The organism is Williamsia sterculiae (assembly GCF_900156495.1).
Taxonomy (GTDB): Bacteria; Actinomycetota; Actinomycetes; order Mycobacteriales; family Mycobacteriaceae; genus Williamsia_B; species Williamsia_B sterculiae.
In genome coordinates this window covers 208,721-226,818 of record NZ_FTNT01000007.1, presented here as the reverse complement: position 1 = coordinate 226,818, position 18,098 = coordinate 208,721, and the positions used below count along the sequence as shown (strand labels likewise).

Here is an 18,098-nt window from a genome sequence, read left to right as displayed (position 1 = left end):
GCTCGTGCACCGACGGGTCGACCTTCGTCTCGTTCCTCAGCGGGAGCGCACCAACGCCGTCTGGGTGGCCCGGTCGTGGAGCCCCCGACCGTCACCGTCGTTGAGCAGCGGCGGGACGATGAACACGATGAGGACCTGACGGGCGACGGCGCGTACCACGCCGATGGAGGTCCGGCCGTCGACTCGCACGACCCGCAGCCCCACCACGAACTGGCCGGGGGTGAACGAGAACAAGGCCACGGTGACCGCACCGATGACGAACCAGACCGCGAGCACCACGGTGGAGATGTGCGGAGAGGTGAAACGGACGAACAGCAACGACACACCACCGCACATCAGCCAGTCGACCAGCAGCCCCAGGCAGCGTTGCCAACTCCCCGCCAACGAGCCCGGCCCGGTCTCGGGCAGCCCGAGGGAGTCTCCGCGATATTCCCCCAGCTCGGGCTTGCGGCCCAGCACCGATTCCGGCCCCGACAACCACGATCCCGTCATACGTCCCATTCCTCGATCATAGAGATCCAGGTCTGGGCACTGAACAGCTCGCGACGTGGTGCGTAACGCAGGAGAAACATCCGCTTCATGCACGGGCAACGTATCGTCCTTAGCGTCAGGCGCAGGATCCACTGCCGTGTCGAAGGGGTGGATTGTGTCGTATCGGGCACAGCCAGAGAGACTGGTACGCCCCGTCAGAGATTGGAGTCACCCACCGGTGTACAGCACACAAGAGGAACTACTCGAGGGCATCAAGAGCGAAGGTGTCGAGTACGTCGACATTCGTTTCTGCGACCTTCCCGGCGTCATGCAGCACTTCTCGATTCCCGCCTCTGCGTTCGACGAGTCCGTCTTCGAGGACGGTCTCGCCTTCGATGGTTCGTCTGTACGCGGCTTCCAGTCGATCGACGAGTCGGACATGATGCTGCTGCCGGACCCGGCGACCGCCCGCATCGACCCGTTCCGGCACGCGAAGACGATGAACATCAGCTTCTTCGTCCACGACCCGTTCACCCGTGAGGCCTACAGTCGCGACCCGCGAAACGTCGCGCGCAAGGCTGAGGACTACCTCGCCTCCACCGGCATCGCCGACACCTGCTTCTTCGGCGCCGAGGCGGAGTTCTACATCTTCGACTCGGTCGCCTACGGCTCGGAGATGAACGGCACCTTCTACGAGGTCGAGTCGGAGTCGGGCTGGTGGAACACCGGGTCACCCACCGATCCGGACGGTTCGCCCAACCTGGGTTACAAGGTCCGCCCCAAGGGCGGCTACTTCCCGGTGGCCCCGTACGACCACTACGTGGATCTGCGTGACACCATGTCGACCAACCTGCAGAATGCGGGCTTCGAGCTCGAGCGCGGGCACCACGAGGTCGGCACCGGCGGCCAAGCCGAGATCAACTACAAGTTCAACACGCTGCTGCACGCGGCCGACGACGTGCTGCTCTTCAAATACATCATCAAGAACACCGCCTGGGCCAACGGCAAGACCGTCACCTTCATGCCCAAGCCGCTGTTCGGTGACAACGGTTCGGGTATGCACGCCCACCAGTCGCTGTGGAAGGACGGCAAGCCGCTGTTCCACGACGAGGCCGGATATGCCGGACTCAGCGATCTGGCCCGCAACTACATCGGCGGCATCCTGCACCATGCGCCGTCGCTGCTCGCGTTCACCAACCCGACGGTGAACTCCTACAAGCGTCTGGTGCCCGGTTACGAGGCCCCGATCAACCTGGTCTACAGCCAGCGGAACCGCAGCGCCTGCGTCCGTATCCCCATCACCGGCAACAACCCGAAGGCCAAGCGCCTCGAGTTCCGCTGTCCGGACAGCTCGGGCAACCCGTACCTCGCGTTCGCCGCGATGATGATGGCCGGCCTCGACGGCATCAAGAACAAGATCGAGCCGCACGAGCCGGTCGACAAGGACCTCTACGAGCTGCCGCCCGAGGAGGCCAAGAGCATCCCGCAGGCTCCCACCTCACTTGCCGCGGTCATCAACCGACTCGAGGAGGACCACGAATACCTCACGGCCGGTGGCGTGTTCACCGAGGATCTCATCGAGACCTGGATCCAGCTCAAGCGCGAGAACGAGATCGAGCCGGTGCAGATCCGCCCGCACCCGTACGAGTTCGCGCTGTACTACGACTGCTGATCGGGTCTGCAGCAGCAGAACATCCGCCCGTCCGGCTTCTCGCCGGGCGGGCGGATCTGTTGGTGGAGGGTGATACCGAGGGCTCAGACGTCTCCGATCGCCGTCCGCATCGCGCGTTGATATCGACGGATGACGGCCTGCTCGTCCGCGGTGAAGGTCGTCAGGCATTCGGTCGCGGACGAGATCACCGGACCGAAGAACTCCCACCCGAGCCGCCGCGCCTCGTCGGTGACCCGCAGAACCACCTGCCGCCGGTCACGCTCCCCTGGGGCCCTCGTCACGTGGCCCGCGCTCTCCATCCGATCGATCAGCGCCGTCGTCGTGGCGGAGGTCAGGGCGAGTTGGGTCCGGAGCCACGTCGGCGTGGCGACGGTGCCCGCCCGCTCCGCGTCGAGGAGCGCGATCAGCGCACGGACGTCGGTGCCGTGCAGTCCGTGCGCCTTCGCGAACCGCAGTCCGGCCAGGTTCAACTCCACCGCGATCGCGCGCAGCTGATGAACCATATCCATGACGCCGACCACGTCGTCGTCGCTTCCGCTACCCATGAACGCAGTATCTCACTTATCGTGTATCTCGACCATCGAACAATCTGAGGACACGTATGAACGGACACATCGCGGCCTTCGCGACGACCACCGTGGGACAGCGCTTCTTCACCGCATACGACGGCCTGCTGTCATCGTGGCCCTCCGACACCACCACCCTCGACGTCGTCGGTCGGTTCGGCTCGACTCGTGTCACCGCCACCGGGCCCGAGACCGCGCCACCGGTGGTGCTCGTCCCGGGGTTCGGCTCATCGTCGATGGCGTGGGCGGGTGTGGCCCGCGACCTCGGTGTGGACCACCGAGTCTTCGCCCTCGACTTCATCGGCGACATCGGACGCTCGGTGCCCGACGACGTGCGCATGAGAACCATGGACGATGTCATCGAATGGTTCGACCATCTGCTGGACGCAGCGGGACTGTCCTCGCCGTCGGTGGTCGCGCACTCATACGGGGCGATGCTCTCCGTGGCCTACGCACTGCATCGCGACGACAGAGTGGGCCGCGATGACAGGGTGGACCGCCTCGTGCTCATGGATCCGAATGCGTGCTTCGCACCGACGAACCCGCGGTATCTCGTCAGATCCCTACCCGTGGTGTTGAGACCCACCGAGAGTCGACAAGAGCGATTCTTGTCCTGGGAGACAGACGGAGTCGAGTTCGACGACGACCTCTGGACCATCATGACCGTCGGTCCGGCTCACTTCCCACGACGACGGCCGGTGGTGCCTCGACGACCATCCACTGCACAGTTGTCCACACTCCCCCACGCCACGACGGCCGTCCTCGCCGCGAACAGCAAGGTCCACGACAGCGAGCGCGTGTCGGCGTCGATCACTGATCGTCTGCCATGGGTGCGCGTGTGTCTCATCCCCGCCGCGACCCACCACAGCCTGCCCACCGTCCCGCACGACCCCTGCGTGGCCGCCATCCGGGACGCTCTGACAATTGAGTCCGCTTGACGGTGGCTGCGTCAGTCCGGGGCGACGACGAGCTTTCCGCGCAGGGACCCGGACTCCCCCGCCCGGTGCGCATCGGCGATGTGCGACAACGGGAACGAATGCACTGCGGGTAAGACGTAACGTTTCGCCGCGACGAGATCCGCGACCGCGCCGAGCGCGTAGAGTGCCCGACCGGTATCACCTCGACTGAAGCGCACCCCGGTCGCAGCGGCACCGGCAAAGTCGGCAACGGTGACCACCTTGTCCGGACTTCCGGTGAGCTCGATGAGTCCCGGCAGAACGCCGTTACCCGCGATGTCCAGGGCCAGGTCCACCCCGTCCGGCGCGAGAGCACGGGCGCGGTCGATCATCCCGTCACCGTAGGTGACGGGCTCGGAGCCCATCGCACGCAACTGATCGTGTGTAGCAGGACTGCCGGCACCGATCACACGGGCGCCACGCGCGACCGCCAATTGCACTGCGGCTCCGCCGATGTTGCCCGAGGCGCCGGTGATGAGCACCGTGGCCCCGTCACCGACACCCAGTTGATCCAAAGCCCTGGCCGCGGTTTCCGCCGACGTGGGGACAGTCGCCGCCTCGGCGAACCCGAGTGACGGGGGAATGTGCGCGTACTCACTCAGCACGGCGAGTTCGGCCTGAGCACAGCCTCCTGCGCTGAAACCGAAGACCCGGTCGCCGATCGCGGCGTCGGTCACCCCCGCGCCGAGCTCGTCCACCACCCCGGCCGCCTCGTAACCGAGGGTCTGCGGTAGCCCTTCATCCATCTCACCGCGACGCTTCTTCCAATCGCTCGCGTTGATCCCCGCAGCCCGTACGGCGATCCGCACCTCACCCGGACCCGGATGCGGGTCCGGTAGATCGACGACCTCGAGCACATCGGGCGTCCCGAACCGATGAAACTGCACAGCTCTCATGACCCAACCACTTCTCGAGATGATCCAGCGCGACATCAACGAGCAACGCTACCCCGCTGGGGCGCTCCCGCGCCGCGGTCGATTTTGCTCGCCATCGTGGTGGCCCTCTGATCCGACCACATGACGTTCACGGTGGTTCGAGAGGCCATCACTCATAGCTGAATCATTGTACGACTACCGCTTTCACGGTACTATCGAACACCCGTTCCCCGCAGTCACCGCCAAGTTCGGAGCGGCTTCACCCCCCGGACCTCCGGTCGGTATTGGCGTCGCTTGACCGCCTCGAGGCCGACGAGTGGCCTTGACGACGCAGCTGTTGCAGCGTGGGTTACCGGCGAAACGCGGTCTGCGGCGCAACGGGTTCCTGCGTGAGGTGTTGAGGTTACGTGCACGAATGGAAAAACGGTGGCCGCACCGATGTGACCGTGTTGGCCTTGGCGTGCGACGCCGACCACGCACAGGTCAACGACACCGCGAACACGGGTGGATCACCGAGATCATCACCCCCGACACCGGACCACTCGAATGGGTCGGCCGCATCGGCTGGAAACAACGCGGCACCAGCCGACCACTCCGGGCGAACCCGGTCCTGTTCCAAGACCGAACCATCGCTGCACGAGCCACCGCCAACCGCAACCAACTAGCGTTGGAATCCGACCAGGCCCGCACCGCCCAACAATTCCGAGACACACTGGGCGACCATACGACGCTCACACGTCATCACCTCGCCGAAGGCCACCGCCGGGAACACGACCTCCACCTCATCCCCCTCGGCCACCCACCCCACGAGCAACCCCAGGTCGCTGACGCTCCTACGCCACGACCGACGTCGAAACCTGACGGCGTGTCAGCACGGCGGACGCCCGGGCGGTGGTGAACAACGACAGCCCCAACACCGCCGCGATCAGCAGGCCGAGGCTCAAGATACCCAGTGTGGCTGTGTGTTCCGTGCCGTTATCACCCGCCTGTGACCGTGGGGAACCCGTCAGGAACGGAACCACCGCGATGACCCCTATCCCCAACAGCGCCTCCACGGCAACCACCATGCGCAAGTGCGACAGTGCCGATCCGCGTGAAGTCCTGGGTAGCAGCCACATCTGGTTGAACGCTCCCGCACCCACCATCAGCGCGACGAGGAGGAGCTTGAACAACAAGAACCGGCCGTACGTCGTCGACCACAACTGCGATACGTGGCCGAACTCCTTCCAGACCAGCCACAGTCCGGACGTGAGGACGACACCGACCGACACCAGGGCCACCGTCGAGAACCGCTGCCAGATCAGCGCCCACCGCTGTGCGCGATCATCGACGTCCAGAACACGCGACCGCGCGATGACGGCGAGCAGCAACAATCCGCCCACCCACGAGGTCCCGGCAATGATGTGGCCCTGCGCCAGAATGCGATTCACCAACTCGTCACGCGACAGTTGTGACGCGTCAGCGGGGGTGGACCGCACCAGCGACGCCAGGAGCACCACCGGAAGCGCGACCCCGGCCAACCGGTCGATGCGGGCAACACCCCATGAGGTCAGCAATGGTACGAGCAGCGCGGCGGCCAGCAGAACGACCGCCACATGGACCGCGGTGAGCTCACCGGCCGAGATCCACGCCTCGCGACCGGCCGAACGGGTCAGATAGGCGCCCATGCGATCCGGATTGAGCGCCTGCACGAACGTGAGGTGCTTCTCCGCCCTCGCGGTACGTGCGGCCACCTGCAGATAGTCACTGACCAACAGCGCCAATGCTCCCCACCCCAGTAACCGTCCCGCGACGATGCGGGTCAGGGGCGTGGCGACCGGCCGCACACCAGGACGTAGGTGACCACGAATCCGATGGTGGTCGTCAGGGAGAGGAAGTAGGTCCCGGTGGCCAGGTACTGCCACCACGACGGCAGGGTCGCAGCGCCCGCGGCCTGAATGGTCGTCAACATGGAAGTAAGTTAAGCCTAGCCTTGCTTAATGTCCACTAGTGCCCGGCACGGATCGCGCGCTCGGGCACCCCAGGCCTCCTTGACGATTCGCCCCGGAGACGTATCACGACCCACCTTAAGGAGCGCTGAAAGTCACGGATTGGAACCGCCCCAACCCCCTTGTAGCGTCCTGAGCTGAGGCTTACCAAACAGACGATCGGGGTGGGTATGGCGATGATGCTCGCGGACGCGGCAGCGCCGTCGATCGCCACCCAACTGGTGGGTAGCGGGTTGATCGGGGTGCGCGAGGGACTCGAGACCGGGATCGTGGTGATGATCCTGGCCGCGTTTCTGGTGAAAGGCGGCCGCCGCGAGGGGTTGAAGTGGCTCTGGGGTGGCGTGGCCGTCGCCGTGGTGATGGTCTTCGGCATCTTCGCCGCCATCCACTACGGCACCTCGACCATCAGCGGGCTCGCCGCCGAGGCGGTCGCCGGGATCGCCTCGCTGGTGGCAGTCGTCATCGTGACCCTGATGGTGCTCTGGATGCGTCGCGCGGCGTCCGCGATCTCCGGCGACCTGAAGGCCGGGATGGCTCGGGCCATCGAGGTCGGAAGCGGCGCCGTGTTCCTGCTGTCCTTCCTGGCCGTGGGGCGAGAAGGTTTCGAGACGGCGCTTCTCATGGTCGGTTACGCGGAGAACACCTCCGGCAGCAGTTGGCCGTTGATCGGACTGTTCTGCGGGGTGGTGGTCGCAGTGGCCCTCACCGTGCTCCTGTACGTCGGCGCGATCAGGATCGACTTCGCGGTGTTCTTCACCTGCACCGGGGCACTGCTGATCATCGTTGCGGCAGGCATTCTCGCCTACGGAGTGCGGGCGTTACAGACCGTCGGCTGGCTTCCCGGGATCGCCGCCCGCGCCTTCGACATCTCGCGCCACTTCGATCAATCGTCGTGGTACGGGACCGCTCTGGCGGGCCTCGTCAATTTTCGGCCCGACCCCACGGTGCTGCAGGTGATCGCGTGGGTCGTCTACCTGGCGGTGGTGATGACCCTGTTCCTGCTGCCCCGCTCGTTCCTGCGTTCGCGGTCGACGAAAGCGACCCGGCCGACGCCCGATCACATCGAGACACCCGCCGCCTGACGCGCGCGGATTCCTGGAAGGCGAACCCGTGACATCGAGTACCCCCGAGCGACTCATCGCAGTCATCACCGCACTGGTGGCGGCCGGCGCGCTCACCACCGCCTGCACGGATAAACAGCCGGGCGGTAGCGGCACCATCGCCGTGACATCCACCGACACCGGATGCGACCTCGCCACGGCGGAGGCGGCAACCGGACCGGTCACGTTCACGGTGGCCAACAGCGGTACCAAGGTCACCGAGTTCTACGTGTACGGCAACAACAACCGGGTGCTCGGCGAGGTGGAGAACATCGGCCCCGGCCTCACCGGGACCCTCACCGTGGAGGTGCCCGACCCCGGCACCTACGCCACCGCGTGCAAACCGGGCATGGTCGGCGACGGGATCCGACAGACACTCACCGTGGCCGGGGAGAAGAAGGCCAGGGCCGAGGTCCCGGCAGACATCGACGCGGCCAAGAGCCGCTATCTGCAGTACGTGCGCGGACAACTCGACGGTCTGGTCGCCCAGACCACGGCCTTCACCGATGCGGTCAGGTCCGGGGATCTCGATGCGGCCCGCAGCCAGTTCGGGAGAACGCGCACTTTCTACGAGCGCATCGAACCGGTCGCGGCCTCGTTCCCGGATCTCGACCCGGCCATCGACATGCGGTGGGATGACACCGAGAACGGGGCTCAGCCGTTCACCGGATTCCATCGCATCGAACGGTTCCTGTGGCCACCGCAGCAGTCGTCTGTCGGTGAACGGGGTGACGACGTCACCCAGGCCGACCTGGACAACGCTCGCACCACCGACGACAAGGGCGCCATCGACACGACGGCCGACACGTTACGGTCCGACGTCACCAGGTTGCGCGACGAGGTGAGCAAACCCGACTTCACCTTCGAGACACAGTCGTTCGTGAAGGGCCCGCAGGCGCTCATCGACGAGATCGCCGCGACCAAGGTCGGCGGTGAGGAAGATCGGTACTCACGCACCGATCTGTGGGATTTTGCCGCCAACGTGGACGGTTCGGAGACGCTGATCGCCGAACTGCAACCCATCATCGCCGCCAAGTCGCAGACCCTGATGAACCGCATCACCAGCCAGTTCCAGGCCATTCGCGACGACATCAACGCTTATCGCGCGGGCGACGGATACGTCTCCTACGAGCGTGTCACCGCACCGCAGCGGAAGTCGCTCTCGGTCGCCATCGATGCGCTGTCGGCCACGTTGAGCCAGGTCCCCGGGCTGGTCCTGGGCAAGTGACCGACACCCACCCGCGATTCTCCCGGCGTGCCCTGCTGGGGGCCACGGGGGCAGGTCTGGCGGCGGGGGCGGCGGCAGGCGTCGCCGGGTCGTCCGCGATGGGTGCAACGGACACACACTCGTCCGACGTCGTGAGGTTCCGTGGCACCCACCAGGCGGGTATCACCACACCGGTCCAGGACCGGTTGCACTTCGCCGCCTTCGACGTCATCACCGATTCGCGTGCCGAGCTGACCGATCTGCTCCGCCGGTGGACCGTGGCCGCTGACCGTATGTGTCGCGGCGAGGAGACGGTGGCGGGCGGAGCGGTGGGCGGTGGGCCATATCGACCACCGTCGGACACCGGTGAAGCACTGGGTCTGTCGCCCTTGTCGCTGACCTTGACCATCGGGTTCGGGCCCGGACTGTTCGGCGCGACCGCGGACGCACCGCAGCAGCAGGATCGATTCGGACTGGGTGACCGTCGGCCGGCTTGCCTGGCGGAACTGCCCGCGTTCCCGAAAGACGCAATCGAGCCGTCCCGCAGCCACGGCGACATCTGCATCCAGGCCTGTGCCGACGATCCGCAGGTCGCGGTGCACGCCGTGCGCAATCTCGCCCGGTTGGGGGTGGGAGTGGTCAGCGTCCGATGGTCGCAGCTCGGTTTCGGTCGGACGTCGAGCACCACCACCGCACAGGCAACGCCCCGCAACATGTTCGGCTTCAAGGACGGCACCGCGAATGTGAAAGCTGATCAGTCCGACCTGCTCGACCGGTGGGTGTGGGTGCACCACGATGACAACCCGACCGCGGCCCGGTGGATGACCGGGGGCAGTTATCTGGTGGCCCGACGCATCCGGATGTACATCGAGCCGTGGGACCGCGCGTCGCTCAGCGAGCAGGAACAGGTCGTCGGCCGCAGCAAGGGCTCGGGTGCGCCGCTCGGCGCGACCGCGGAATTCGACACGCCGGATTTCCGCCTCACCTCCGCGGGTACCCCGCTGATCGCCAGGACCGCCCACATACGCCTCGCCCACCCCGACAGCCTCGGTGGCGTACGACTGCTCCGCCGCGGGTACAACTTCACCGACGGTTCCGACGGTTTCGGGCATCTCGACGCCGGACTGTTCTTCATCGCCTACTGCCGAGACCCCCAGGCCCAATTCGTCCCGATGCAGCATGCTCTGGCGGCCAAGGACGCGATGATGGAATACATCACCCACAACGGCAGCGCGTTGTTCGCCTGTCCTCCCGGTCTTGCCGCCGACGAGTGGTGGGGTCAGCGTCTGTTCGACGATTGAGTCGGCAAGCCTTTCGCCACATCGATCTCGCTGTCACAGAGGAGAAGTCGCGCCGATCCGGCTGGAGGTATCGTGCGGTGGCACCTCACCAGTCCACTGGCGCCGTGGTACGAGACACCGAGCGGTACCACCATGACAAAGGTCGCGTCCATCATGACCGACAGAGTTCGTCCGGCCCACACGGTCGTCACCGCACCCGGTTGCGCAACCCAGCGGGTAGGCGCGGTTCGAGTTGTCGCAGAGAGTTTTTCACGACCGGTGGCGCGAGCGTCGCGACGGCGACGCCGAGCGCCATCCCGGCGACCACATCCGATGCCCAGTGCATTCCCAGATACAGCCGGGTGATCGCGGACAGTGTCGCGACCGCCGTCGCAACCGCGATAACCACCCGTCGCACCCAGGGTGCGCGCACCTGCGCCGTGACGACCACCGCGAGGGTCATCACCAACGCCGTCGTGCCGGTGACGTGACCCGACGGGTACGACAGACCGGTCTCGATCGCCGAGAGCTGTTGGCCTGCGGGAGGTCGGGGCCTGGCCACGGTCACCTTGGCGATCTCCCAGCCGGCCCCTGCGAGTGCCACACCGAGGACCACAGTCGCGGGACGGACGACGGTGCGGTCGACCGTGAACAGCACAGCAGCCGCCAGCGCTGTCCACCCGGTGACCCAGATCGGACCGAAGGCGATCGTCAAGGCGGCCATCGCCGATGTCACCCACGCGAGACGGTGATGGTCGATCCAGTCCAGCACCATTCCGTCGATACCGTCGGGCGCGGGATGCGAGCTCAGGGTCATCCCGAGCAGGCAGACGAACCCCCCGAGTGTCACCGCGAGCTGAATTGGTGTTCTGTGTCCACACATCCCGTCACTGTGATCGGCGGATCCTTGGGAGAGGCTGAACGCGGCTTACCGCTCGCTGTGCGTGTGCCGGAACCCTGCTGCGCGCCAAGCATCTACCCTCGACCGCATGGTGCAGACGATCGGCGCGGTCCCGCGGTGGGCGCGCGACCGGCTGCGTCCGGTGCGTCAACGGCTGACGGTGGTCGCGACACTGCTGTTGGCGGTGGCGTTGGCGCTCGCGGCGGGCATCATGTTGTTGGTCCTGCGCGCCGCCCTGAACAACTCCGCCGACACCACCACTCAGGGTCGGGCCGATCACGTCGCGAGCGTGTTGGCCACCGAGGGATCCGGCGGCGTCGACTCGGTGTTGCTGGCGGCGACCAAGGACGTGGACGTCATCCAGGTCATCGACGCGCACGGCACCATCGTCGCCTCCACCCCCGGTGCCGCTCGCGGCGCACTGTCGAGCCCGCAGCCGACGGGTAGCCGTCGCACCATCGATGACGCCCAGATTGACGGTAAGGGTGAGGAATACCGTTCCACCACGGTGGGAGTCGCGACCCGCGACGGTGATCTGACGGTGGTCGCGGGAGCCGCCGAGGGCCCCATGCACCGCATACTTCTCACGGTCGCGATCATCTTCTGCGTCGTGTTCCCCATCGTCCTGCTGTTGTTGGCGGCCACGACGTACTACTCCGTGGGACGAGCGCTGCGACCCGTGGATCGGATCAGAGCACAGGTCGACGACATCTCCGGTGGTGATCTGCATCGCCGGGTACCGGTACCCGACACCGACGACGAGATCGCGGAGCTAGCCACCACGATGAACCGGATGCTGCGACGCATCGAGTCGGCCCGCGAACAACAGCTGCGCTTCGTCGGCGACGCCTCGCACGAACTCCGCAGCCCGCTGGTGACCCTGGTCGGTCTGCTCGACCTGGCCTCGTCGACGGACACGCCGGTCGATCGCGACACCGTCGACACCCTGATGCTCCCGGAGGCCCTGCGCCTGCAGTCGATGGTGGCCGACCTGTTGCTGCTCGCCCGCGCCGACGAACGCGGGCTGCCCCTCGACCTCGGCGACGTGGACCTCGACGACGTGGTGGGCGCGGAGGCGGCACGGGTCGACGCCCTTCGTCACCACCGGGTCGACGTCGACGTCGCGCCCGCGCGGGTCCGCGGTGACCTCGACAAACTGACCCGCGCGATCCGCAACATCACCGACAACGCCGATCGTCACGCCCGTCGTCGCATCGGCTTTCGCGTGCGGACCGACCGGGCGTTCGCCACGGTCACCATCACCGACGACGGTGTCGGCATCTCCCCCGCCGACTGCGAGAGGGTGTTCGAGCGGTTCGTCCGCCTCGACTCGCACCGAGATCGCGAGGGTGGCGGATCGGGGCTCGGTCTGGCCATCGTCGACGAGATCGTCCGTGCGCACGGCGGTGCGGTGCGGATCGACGACATCGCCGGTGGCGGCGCCGCGGTCACCATCACCGTCCCGATGGCCGGCCCGGGCAGGCCCGTTCAGACCTCCGGGTCACCGCCGTCGTCGGCGAGCAGGTAACCCACACCACGGACCGTCTGGATCGCCTTGCAGCCGAACGGCACATCGATCCGCTTGCGCAGATAACTGACGTAGACCTCGACGATGTTGTCGTCACCGCGGTAGTTCGCGTCCCACACCGACCGCAGCACCTCGGATTTGCTGACCACGGTGCCCTTCTTCCGCATCAGGAACTCCAACATCCCGTATTCACGGGGGGTCAACGTCACCGCCTGGTCACGACGCGTGACCTGATGGGTCGCGGGGTCCAGGGTCAGACTGCCCGCGGTCAGCACCGCTGGCCGTTCGGGCGCTCCTCGACGCACCAGTGCCCGCAGCCGGGCGGTCAGCAAGGCGAAGGAGAACGGTTTGGTGATGTAGTCGTCGGCGCCGAAGTCGAAGGCGTCGATCTGGTCGTAATCGCCGTCCTTGGCCGACACCATCAACACGGGTGTCCACACCTGCGCGCGGCGGAGGTTGCGGACCACCTCATACCCGTTGAGACCCGGCATCATGATGTCGAGGAGGATCGCGTCGAAGTGGTGCGCGGTCGCACATTCGTAGCCGTCGACCCCGTTGCCGGTCACCTCGACCGCCCATCCCTCGGCGATCAGCATCCGGCGCAACGTCTCGGCTGCACTGCGATCGTCTTCGACAACGAGTACCCGCACCCACGCCATCGTGCCCGCCGCGCGACGGCGCGGCCAGCGACGGGGTTCAGCGATCCTTCAGCATCGAGGCGTCACACTACTGCGGCGGTTGACGCCCAGCTCCTACCATCGCCGCAACGGCACACGATCGAGGGATACGTGGACCAGTGGATTCGGCTCGCCTGTGGTGCCGCATTGTTGGTGACCATCGCGGTGGCGGTGCTGCGCTGGTACGGGGTCCGGCAGTGGGGCCCCGCCGCGGTCGCCGTCGTGCGGGCCGCAGTGCAGTTGACCCTGGTTGCGGTGATCCTGCGCGGCGCCGTCTCCGACTGGCGGATCGCGGGGCTGATCGTCGTGGTGATGTTCGCGGTCGCAACCGCCACCACCGCCCACCGGATCCGCCACCTGAGCGGGTCGGGGCGCGCCACCGTGCTGGCGTGTGCGGCCGGGGCAGGCGTGTCGGTGGGGCTGATCGTCGGCCTGCCCGTCCTCGACCGGAGTACCGAGGACCTGATCGCCGTGTCCGGCATCGTCATCGGCGGATGCATGACCGCGGCGACCCTGACCGGTCGCACCATCCTGCACGGCATCCGCTCCCGGCAGGACGAGATCGAGGCCTGGTTGTCGATCGGGGCCACCCGCCGTCAGGCGATGACCGACATATGCCGCGCCGCTGTGTTCGAGGCCCTCGTCCCCGGGCTGGACCAGACCCGCACCGTCGGGCTGGTCACGCTGCCGGGCGCCTTCGTCGGTGCCCTGCTGGCCGGGGCCGGGGCCGCGCAGGCGGCGCAGTTCCAGTTCGCCGTCTTGTCCGGGCTGGTCTGCGCCCAGGCGATCACCGCCGTCGGCATGGCCCATCTCGTCGGCGACCAACGGTTGATCACCACGGAACGCGGCACCGACTAGTCCCCACACGACACCGTGGGCCCGCTCCCACCGGGAGCGAGCCCACGGTCCGTCGCGGATCACGCCTTGGCCAGCGACTTCCCGTCGGTGGGGGTGCCGACCGCGGCACCGTGGTCGTCGCCCACCATCGTGGTCTCGTCGAACGGATCACGTCCGGCCAGCACGTGGTCGACGCGGTCCGGGTCGATGGTGTGTGTCCACGACCCGACCAGCAGGGTGGCCACCGCATTGCCGGAGAAGTTGGTCACCGCGCGCGCCTCGGACATGAAGCGGTCGATGCCGACGATGAGACCCACCCCGTTCAGCAGGTCGGGGCGGTGGGCCTGCAGACCACCGGCCAGGGTCGCCAGTCCCGCGCCGCTGACCCCCGCGGCACCCTTCGACGCGACGATCATGAACACCAGCAGACCGAACTGCTCGGCCAACGAGAGCGGCTTGCCCAGTGCGTCGGCGACGAAGATCGAGGCCATCGTCAGGTAGATCGCGGTGCCGTCGAGATTGAACGAGTACCCGGTGGGCACCACCACGCCGACCGTGGTGCGCTGCACGCCGAGGTGCTCCATCTTCGCGATGAGCCGCGGTAACGCCGACTCCGACGACGAGGTCGCGAAGATCAGCAGATACTCCCGTGCCAGGTACCGCACCAACTTGAAGATGGACACGTGGGCAACCGCGCGCAGGACCGCCCCGAGCACCCCGAACACGAAGATCAGGCAGGTCAGGTAGAACGCGACCATGAGCATCAGCAGCTCACCGACCGCCGACCAACCGGTCTGGCCGACCACCCCCGCGATGGCACCGAAGGCGCCGATCGGGGCGAGCCACAGCACCATGGTCAGGATCCGGAACACCAACTTCTGGATGTATCCGATCGCGGTCAGGATCGGCTCACCGGTGGTCCCCATCGCCTGCAGTGCGAACCCGACCAGCAGCGCCACGAACAGCGTCTGCAACACGTTGCCCGCGGTCAGCGAGGACAGCAACGACTCGGGGATGATGCCCTGCACGAAATCCATCAGACCACCGGCCTCGTGGGCGTCGTCGGCGAGCTGCTGGCCCTTGCCCGCGCTGGTGGCCGACAGGTGGAGACCCGACCCCGGCTGGATCAGGTTGCCCACCACCAGCCCCACGGCCAGCGCGATGGTCGACATCACCAGGAAGTAGACGAACGCCAGACCGCCGACCCGGCCCACGGTCGCGGCCTTGCGTACCGAGCCGATGCCCAACACGATGGTGCAGAAGATGATGGGGCTGATCATCATCTTGATCAGGCTGACGAACATGGTGCCGAGCACCGCGATGTCCTTGCCGACGCCCGGGGCCACGAGCCCGACGATCACACCGGCCACCACGGCGACGATCACCGCGAGGTACAGCCAATGGGTACGGTCTCGCTTCTTCTCGGTGCCCACCCGGGTGGTCGGACCACCATTGATGTCGGTGCTGTCGATCTCACCCGATGGTGGTGTCGAGGCGTCGTCGCGCCGCCCCCGTGATCCGAATGTCATGTCCCGCTCCTTGCGCTGCTACACCTGGCGATCTGTCAGGATTGTGTGCATCGGAGGTGACCCCGGTCACCCTTCTGTGCATTACGTTCACGAACTGCGGCGGCGACGCCGCGCGGATGCTCCCGGTGGCCACCGGACGAGGAGGTGCCGTGACCGGCGTGGCACGTCTGCGACGACTCGTGCCCACCAGTCTCGCCGGGCAGTCGGTGGCCCTGGTGGCGGTCGTCATGGCGGTGATCGTGCTGGTCGGCGGGACGCTCGCCGCTCTGAACGCGCGGGCAGCGGGTGACCACGACGCGCGTGAACGCGTCACCGCGGTGGCGACCACCATCGCGGCCGCCCCGTCATCGGCCGAGGCGATCCTCTCCGGTGCGGCCACCGCGCAATTGCAGCCGGTCACCGAGTCGGTACGTCGCAGCACCGGCATGGCGTTCATCACGATCATGGCGCCCGACCGCACCCGCTACACCCACACCACGCCGTCGATGATCGGCGGCAAGTACATCGGTTCCATCGATCGGGCGCTGGCCGGTGAGACGTTCACCGAGGTGTCCACCGGCACCCTGGGCCCGTCGGTGCGTGCCATCACGCCGATCCGCGATCCCGACGGCCGCATCGTCGGGTTGGTGGCCGCGGGCATCACCCAGGAGACGCTCACCGCCGCCTGGTACGCACAACTCCCGTTGATCATCGGAACCGCGGCGGCCGCGGCGGCGGTCGCCCTCATCGGTCTGATGTTGTTGCGCAGGCGTCTGCGTCGGGCCACCGGAGGACTCGCCCCCGAGGAACTCCGGGTCATGTACGACCATCACGACGCCGTGCTGCACGCCGTGTCCGAGGGTCTCATCGTCAGCGAGACCGGTGAGCCCGTGCTGATCAACGACGAGGCCCGACGTCTGCTCGACCTGCCCGACGGAGACCTCGACGTCATGGCCCTACCCGACTTCCTCGCCCGCATCGCGGCCACCAGCGGAGTCGCCGACGGTGACGACCCGATCCGGGACGAACTGCATGTCACCGACAACCGGGTGTTGGTGGTCAACAGCGCCCCGGTTCCCGGGCTGCGCGGATCGTCGGTGATCACGATCCGCGACCGCACCGAGGTGCAGGCCGCGCTCGGTGAGCTCGACAGCATGACCCGGTTCGCCGAGGCGCTGCGGTCGTCGGCGCACGAGTCGGCCAACCGCCTGCACACCATCGTCACCCTGGTGGAGATGGGTCGCCCGGACGATGCGGTGCGCTTCGGCACCGAGGAGTTCGAACTGTCGCAGTCACTGATCGATCGGATCACCCGCGCTGTGGGTGAACCGGCGGTGGCTGCCCTGCTGCTCGGCAAGACGTCGCAGGCCGCCGAACGGGGTATCGCCCTGACCGTCACCGACGACTCGGAGATCGACGCCGCCATCCCCGACGCGGTCCCCGGCGTACTGAGCCCGGTGGAACTGATCACCGTGGTGGGCAACCTGGTCGACAACGCCCTCGACGCCTGCGACCCGGACGACCCGTGGGTGGAGGTGACGGTGCGCAACGACGCCCGGACCGCCGAGGTGGTGGTCGCCGACAGCGGACCGGGGATGGACGCCGCCGCCTTCGGTCGCGCCGTCCGGCGCGGATACTCGACGAAGTCGGGTGGTGACGGCGCCGGACGCGGATTGGGGCTGGCCCTGGTCTCGCAGGTGGTCCGACGGCACCGCGGGTCGATGATCGCGGAGAACACCTACGGATCGGTGGTCACCGTGCGGGTGGACGGGTCACCGCAATCGACATCTCGAGCCGGCCGGTCCTCGGTGATGCCGCGATGATCCGCGTTCTCATCGTCGAGGACGACACGTTGATCGCGTCCGCCCACGCCTCCTATCTCGAGCGGATCGGCGGTTTCGAGGTGGTCGCCCAAGCCTCGACCGCACAACAGGCCATGCGCGCCGCAGCGGGTGCGGCGGCCACCGCCTCCCCCATCGATCTGACGCTGCTCGACCTCGGTCTGCCCGATGCCAGTGGTATCGACCTGGCCTCGGCACTGTCCGGCATCCGGCCCGAGCCGGACATCATCGCCATCACCTCGCAACGGGATCTGGCCATGGTGCGTGCCGCCGTGTCCCGCGGGGTACTTCTGTACCTCTTGAAACCGTTCACGTTCGCGGCGTTCCGCGACAAGATGGAGCGTTACCAGCGGTATCGCGCGGCGGTCTCCGCGGATGCGGAAGCAGTCAGCCAACGCGACATCGACACGGCGATCGCCGAACTGCGCAGCAACGACCCTCGTCCCAGCGCCAGGAAAGGTGCCTCACCCGCGACCTCGGACAGCATCGCCCGCCTGATTCGCGACAGCGCAGACGGGCTCACGGCCTCCGAGGTCGCCGCCGCTCTGGGCATCTCCCGGGTGACCGGGTGGCGGCACCTCGAAGCATTGGCCGACGACGGTACGGTCGCCCGCGCCACCGAATACGGCACCACCGGGCGCCCGCAGGTCCGCTACACCTGGCGTCGCTGACGCACCGACCTGCCGCGCGC

General features: G+C 67.1%; 18 protein-coding genes. 9 read left to right on the top strand and 9 right to left on the bottom strand.

Features of this window, described 5'->3' with window-relative positions; all coding sequences use genetic code 11:
- Nucleotides 1-36: 36 nt before the first annotated feature.
- Nucleotides 37-501 (bottom strand): RDD family protein, encoded by a 465-nt coding sequence (locus BW971_RS13105; protein ID WP_076480207.1) that lies wholly within the window; start codon nt 499-501, stop codon nt 37-39.
- A gap of 208 nt (nt 502-709) precedes the next feature.
- On the opposite strand from BW971_RS13105, the gene glnA reads away from it, so the two are divergent.
- A complete protein-coding gene (glnA, locus tag BW971_RS13100) occupies nt 710-2,143 on the top strand; it encodes a type I glutamate--ammonia ligase (RefSeq protein ID WP_076480205.1) in 1,434 nt (477 codons plus the stop codon).
- An 83-nt stretch (nt 2,144-2,226) separates the two neighbouring features.
- Here glnA and BW971_RS13095 read toward each other — a convergent pair whose 3' ends face one another.
- Nucleotides 2,227-2,688: a MarR family winged helix-turn-helix transcriptional regulator gene (locus BW971_RS13095; protein ID WP_076480203.1), complete on the bottom strand. Its 462-nt coding sequence runs from the start codon at nt 2,686-2,688 to the stop codon at nt 2,227-2,229.
- 56 nt (nt 2,689-2,744) lie between these two features.
- Here BW971_RS13095 and BW971_RS13090 point away from each other — a divergent pair, with 56 nt between their 5' ends.
- Nucleotides 2,745-3,647 (top strand): alpha/beta hydrolase, encoded by a 903-nt coding sequence (locus BW971_RS13090; RefSeq protein WP_076480201.1) that lies wholly within the window; start codon nt 2,745-2,747, stop codon nt 3,645-3,647.
- Nucleotides 3,648-3,658: 11 nt separating this feature from the next.
- Here BW971_RS13090 and BW971_RS13085 read toward each other — a convergent pair whose 3' ends face one another.
- From BW971_RS13085 to BW971_RS21495, 4 genes are all read right to left on the bottom strand, one after another.
- Nucleotides 3,659-4,561: an NADP-dependent oxidoreductase gene (locus BW971_RS13085; RefSeq protein WP_076480199.1), complete on the bottom strand. Its 903-nt coding sequence runs from the start codon at nt 4,559-4,561 to the stop codon at nt 3,659-3,661.
- A gap of 640 nt (nt 4,562-5,201) precedes the next feature.
- The gene (locus BW971_RS21500; RefSeq protein ID WP_159441860.1) at nt 5,202-5,339 is read right to left on the bottom strand and encodes a hypothetical protein; all 138 of its coding nucleotides are present in this window, start codon (nt 5,337-5,339) and stop codon (nt 5,202-5,204) included.
- 34 nt (nt 5,340-5,373) lie between these two features.
- Nucleotides 5,374-6,366, bottom strand: a complete 993-nt coding sequence (locus BW971_RS13075) for a copper resistance D family protein (protein WP_076480195.1) — start codon at nt 6,364-6,366, stop codon at nt 5,374-5,376.
- Entirely contained in the window at nt 6,342-6,491 is a 150-nt protein-coding gene (locus tag BW971_RS21495) for a hypothetical protein (RefSeq protein WP_159441859.1), read from the bottom strand. Before BW971_RS21495 ends, BW971_RS13075 begins: the two co-directional genes overlap by 25 nt.
- Nucleotides 6,492-6,698: 207 nt before the next feature.
- Here BW971_RS21495 and efeU point away from each other — a divergent pair, with 207 nt between their 5' ends.
- The 3 genes from efeU to efeB are packed head-to-tail and all read left to right on the top strand — an operon-like array spanning nt 6,699 to nt 10,136.
- Nucleotides 6,699-7,610 (top strand): iron uptake transporter permease EfeU, encoded by a 912-nt coding sequence (gene efeU, locus BW971_RS13070; protein ID WP_076480193.1) that lies wholly within the window; start codon nt 6,699-6,701, stop codon nt 7,608-7,610.
- Nucleotides 7,611-7,638: 28 nt separating this feature from the next.
- A complete protein-coding gene (gene efeO, locus BW971_RS13065) occupies nt 7,639-8,856 on the top strand; it encodes an iron uptake system protein EfeO (protein WP_076480191.1) in 1,218 nt (405 codons plus the stop codon).
- Nucleotides 8,853-10,136: an iron uptake transporter deferrochelatase/peroxidase subunit gene (efeB, locus tag BW971_RS13060; RefSeq protein WP_076480189.1), complete on the top strand. Its 1,284-nt coding sequence runs from the start codon at nt 8,853-8,855 to the stop codon at nt 10,134-10,136. Before efeO ends, efeB begins: the two co-directional genes overlap by 4 nt.
- Nucleotides 10,137-10,323: 187 nt before the next feature.
- Here the strand turns inward: efeB and BW971_RS13055 are convergent, their stop codons facing one another.
- Nucleotides 10,324-10,932 (bottom strand): phosphatase PAP2 family protein, encoded by a 609-nt coding sequence (locus BW971_RS13055; RefSeq protein WP_234974391.1) that lies wholly within the window; start codon nt 10,930-10,932, stop codon nt 10,324-10,326.
- 172 nt (nt 10,933-11,104) lie between these two features.
- Between BW971_RS13055 and BW971_RS13050 the strand changes: the two genes are divergently transcribed.
- Nucleotides 11,105-12,544: a sensor histidine kinase gene (locus BW971_RS13050; RefSeq protein ID WP_076480187.1), complete on the top strand. Its 1,440-nt coding sequence runs from the start codon at nt 11,105-11,107 to the stop codon at nt 12,542-12,544.
- On the opposite strand, the gene BW971_RS13045 is transcribed toward BW971_RS13050, so the two are convergent.
- Nucleotides 12,505-13,194, bottom strand: coding sequence for a response regulator transcription factor (locus tag BW971_RS13045; protein ID WP_076480323.1), 690 nt, complete (start codon nt 13,192-13,194; stop codon nt 12,505-12,507). The genes BW971_RS13050 and BW971_RS13045 overlap by 40 nt on opposite strands.
- A 138-nt stretch (nt 13,195-13,332) precedes the next feature.
- Between BW971_RS13045 and BW971_RS13040 the strand changes: the two genes are divergently transcribed.
- On the top strand, nt 13,333-14,079 hold the full coding sequence (locus BW971_RS13040) for an ABC transporter permease (protein WP_076480185.1): 747 nt from the start codon (nt 13,333-13,335) through the stop codon (nt 14,077-14,079).
- Nucleotides 14,080-14,138: 59 nt separating this feature from the next.
- On the opposite strand, the gene BW971_RS13035 is transcribed toward BW971_RS13040, so the two are convergent.
- Entirely contained in the window at nt 14,139-15,587 is a 1,449-nt protein-coding gene (locus tag BW971_RS13035; protein ID WP_076480183.1) for a cation:dicarboxylate symporter family transporter, read from the bottom strand.
- Between the two features lie 227 nt (nt 15,588-15,814).
- Between BW971_RS13035 and BW971_RS13030 the strand changes: the two genes are divergently transcribed.
- Together BW971_RS13030 and BW971_RS13025 are read left to right on the top strand one after the other, a co-directional pair.
- Nucleotides 15,815-17,389 (top strand): sensor histidine kinase, encoded by a 1,575-nt coding sequence (locus BW971_RS13030; protein ID WP_076480321.1) that lies wholly within the window; start codon nt 15,815-15,817, stop codon nt 17,387-17,389.
- Entirely contained in the window at nt 17,386-18,078 is a 693-nt protein-coding gene (locus BW971_RS13025) for a response regulator (RefSeq protein ID WP_076480181.1), read from the top strand. The genes BW971_RS13030 and BW971_RS13025 overlap by 4 nt, the downstream gene beginning before the upstream one ends.
- Nucleotides 18,079-18,098 lie beyond the last annotated feature (20 nt).